Below are 3,586 nucleotides of genomic sequence, written 5' to 3'. Positions count from 1 at the left end.
TGGCGGAATGGTAGACGCGCTGTCTTCAGGTGGCAGTGAGCTGATGCTCGTGAGGGTTCAACTCCCTCCGTTCGCACCAAACAAAACGCCGTTGGCAAGGAATCCTCCCTGTCGACGGCGTCTTTTTATATCTCGCCTGCCAAGCGGCTTTTACAGGCGAGCGGCAATCATCTCCTTGATCTTCCCATCCTCCGCATTGGCCATGAAGTACTCTGCAAAATGCTCGCCGGAAATGGTCTCTTTAAGGAAGCCCTGGTCAATCCGCTCCAGCACCTCCGGCAACGGACGATAGACCTGATTCTTTACATCACGCAGGATGCCGGCATTGCGACGCTCCGGCACCGCCCGCTCCTTGGGATAGCCGCCACCGGCTGGCTCGGCAAAGAGACGCTCGAAAATCAGCTTCAGGTTCAGCTCGGCTCCCCACCCAAACCCTTTGGCGAAGGGGATCGAGAGGGCATTGCCCCCGTTGATCTGGCTGAACAAGTAGGCGTCAGTCGGATCCACGGCCAACCCGCAGACCACGCCAGGGAAACTGTTCAGGGCCGTCATGGCCCCCTGACCAGTTCCGCACCCACTGACGACGAAATCGGCCGCCTTGCTATTGAGCAGGATCGAAGCCAGCAGGCCATTCTGCACGTAGGTCAGCTGGCTCTCACCATCCTTGCCGTACATGCCATAGTTGAAGGCCTGAAGCCCTTTCTGATCGCAGACCTCCTTCAAGGTCGCGAAAATCAGGGCGTTCTTCGAGGCCTGCGAGTTCTCGTTGATCAACGCTACTTTCATGCTCTGCCTACTCTCCCTCAGCACTGATTGATTTCACTACCCGTCTGAACCCCTGCACCCCCTCGGGCAGGCAGCCCGAAAGCTTCTTACCGCGGCCTTACTGAGGCTGCTTGCCGATATAGGCCAGAATGCCGCCATCGACATACAGCACCTGCCCGTTGACGAAGTCCGAGGCCGACGAGGCCAGAAAGACCGCAGGACCCTGGAGGTCCGAGGGATTGCCCCATCGGGCTGCGGGCGTCTTCGAAACGATGAACTGATCGAAGGGATGCCTGGACCCATCTGGCTGACGCTTACGCAGAGGCGCGGTCTGCGGGGTGGCGATGTAGCCAGGTCCGATGGCATTGCACTGAATGTTGGCACCGCCGTATTCCGCACAGATGTTGCGGGTCAGCATCTTCAATCCGCCCTTGGCAGCCGCATAGGCCGAGACGGTCTCACGCCCCAGCTCGCTCATCATCGAGCAGATGTTGATGATCTTCCCGTGTCCCTGCCGGATCATCCCCGGCAGGACGGCTTTGGAAACTATGAAAGGCCCAATGAGGTCCACATCCACCACCTTGCGGAAGTCCTCGACAGTCATGTTCAGCATGGGGATCCGCTTGATGATGCCGGCATTGTTGACCAGAATGTCGATGGTGCCGACCTCCCTGTCAATCCGGTCGACCATGTCGGCCACGGCACCCTCATCGGTCACGTCGCAGACATAGCCCCGGGCCGGAATACCTGCCTGCCTGTAGGCCTGGGTCCCCTTGTCCACCGATGAGCGCCTTGAAGCATTGAAAACGATGGTCGCGCCCGCCTCATGCAGGGCGGAGGCTATTGCAAACCCGATCCCGTATACAGCGCCGGTCACCAAGGCCACCTTCCCCTTCAGAGAGAACCTCGACATGGAAAACTCTGCCATGATGACCTCCTCATCACCGACTGTTGCGCTCACGGAAACTATGTAGGGCATGCCGCATCTGCAGATGTACGGCCGAACAGCACCACCGCTGGATTGGCCTCAAACTATCAGGCAACGACTTCTGCGACAAGAAAGTTGCAGGCGCTTTCAACCTCGTATGTGCAACACTCCGGACCGATATTCCAGGGGAGACGGCCGGGCTGCAAAACAGTAGGATGTTCGATGAAACCAGCCCATCAACGAGGAAGGCACCATGGTTCAGACCCCGTCAACACCACTGGAGTATGCCCAGGCAGCGGTCGACACACTCCGCCGCACGTATCCGAACCCGGCCGACCTTCCGCCGACCCAACACTTCCACTACCATCAGGGCGTCCTTCTGTCTGGAGTGCACCAAACCTATCTGATCAACAATGACGAATCCTATCTGGAGTACATAAGGGGTTGGATCGAATCCAACCTGGATGACCAGGGCCACGTGCTCAACCACGATCCCGTATGCTTGGACGACATCCAGCCAGGCATCCTCCTCTTCCCCCTTTATGATCATTTCGGATCCTCCCGGTACAAGACCGGCCTGGACCAGTTGGCCGACGACCTTGAAGCCTATCCAAAGAACGACGAGGGCGGATTCTGGCACAACGACGGAGTACCGCGGCAGATGTGGCTGGATGGGCTCTATATGGGCGGCCCCATGATGGTGGAATACGGTACCCGCTTCGGACGCAGGAATCTGGCGGACGAGGCCGTCAGACAGGCCCTCCTGATGCAGAGGAAAACCCGCGTACCTGAAACCGGGCTCTGGCGGCACGCCTATGATCCCGATCGTAAGGAACCCTGGGCCGACCCTGTAACAGGCCTTTCGCCCGAATATTGGGGGCGGTCCATCGGCTGGGTGCCCATGGCAGTAGTCAATGAACTGGAACTGCTGCCGCAGAGCCACCCGGGGCGCGAGGATCTGCGAAACCTGGTCCGCGACCTGCTGACCGCAGTCTGCCGCTATCAGGGCCCCGACGGCCGTTGGTGGCAGGTTCTCGACAAGGTCGGCCAGGCGGGCAACTGGCCCGAGAACTCTTGCACCTGTCTCTTCGTAGCCGCCATCTGCAAGGCCGTAGACCAAGGCATTCTGGACAAGACCTATCTGGAAGTAGCCAACAAAGGATATGAGGGGGTCATAACGAGCCTCGAGTGGCAGGGAGATGACCTCCTCATCGGCGACATCTGCGTAGGAACCGGCCCCGGCAGCTATGAGGAATACTGCCAGCGACCCACCAGCATCAACGACATGCACGGGGTGGGCGCCTTCCTGCTCATGTGCGCAGGAATGGAACGCATCCGGGTCTAGTCTGCTGACTGTTGTTTCTCCCCGCCCTCTTCGATGTCCTGGTCGTCGAAGACCTTGCGACCCTGGTAAAGATCGAGGTCCAGCTCCTTCTCGGTCCTGGCCACAATGACTGCCGTGTTGGCGGCACCAGCCACGTTCACCAGCGTGCGGCCCATATCCACAATCTGGGAAATAGGCTGCATGATAGCGATGAATGGTACGGGCAGGCCAGCCGCCGTGAATAGGGAGGTGGCGGTGATCGTGGCTGTGCCGGGCACGCCTACCGTCCCCACGGAAACCACCAGGGCAAAGACGATCAGGAGGGCGAAACGCAGGGGGGAGTAAGGAATCCCCTGAGCATTGATAGCGAAGACCGCCAGGAGAACTGGCCAGAGCCCGGCGCATCCGGGCATGCCCAGATTGGCTCCCAGACTGGCCACGAAGGAAGCCGTCTCTTCGGGAACACCGGCAGAGCGCAGCTGACGGACCGTGACAGGAATGGTGCCGATGCTGCTCTCGGAGGTGAAGGCCACCACGCCCGCCGGCCAAAGGGAGCGGAAGAAGGGCAG

4 protein-coding genes are annotated in these 3,586 nt (G+C 59.7%); 1 reads left to right on the top strand and 3 read right to left on the bottom strand.

Going from position 1 to position 3,586, the window contains the following annotated elements; translation table 11 throughout:
- Positions 1-150: 150 nt before the first annotated feature.
- Both AC0AP0_RS10375 and AC0AP0_RS10370 read right to left on the bottom strand, forming a co-directional pair.
- On the bottom strand, positions 151-786 hold the full coding sequence (locus AC0AP0_RS10375; protein WP_490430403.1) for an RpiB/LacA/LacB family sugar-phosphate isomerase: 636 nt from the start codon (positions 784-786) through the stop codon (positions 151-153).
- A gap of 97 nt (positions 787-883) precedes the next feature.
- A complete protein-coding gene (locus AC0AP0_RS10370) occupies positions 884-1,693 on the bottom strand; it encodes a gluconate 5-dehydrogenase (RefSeq protein WP_490430402.1) in 810 nt (269 codons plus the stop codon).
- A gap of 253 nt (positions 1,694-1,946) precedes the next feature.
- Here AC0AP0_RS10370 and AC0AP0_RS10365 point away from each other — a divergent pair, with 253 nt between their 5' ends.
- Positions 1,947-3,038, top strand: a complete 1,092-nt coding sequence (locus AC0AP0_RS10365) for a glycoside hydrolase family 88/105 protein (RefSeq protein ID WP_490430401.1) — start codon at positions 1,947-1,949, stop codon at positions 3,036-3,038.
- Here AC0AP0_RS10365 and AC0AP0_RS10360 read toward each other — a convergent pair.
- Positions 3,035-3,586: dicarboxylate/amino acid:cation symporter (locus tag AC0AP0_RS10360; protein WP_490430400.1), on the bottom strand; the 552-nt coding region annotated here is incomplete at its 5' end. The genes AC0AP0_RS10365 and AC0AP0_RS10360 overlap by 4 nt on opposite strands.

It is taken from the genome of Bifidobacterium sp. POST2/T3 (B1), assembly GCF_058197115.1.
Note: the sequence above shows the minus strand (reverse complement) of the source record. Positions and strands in the feature narration are given on the sequence as shown.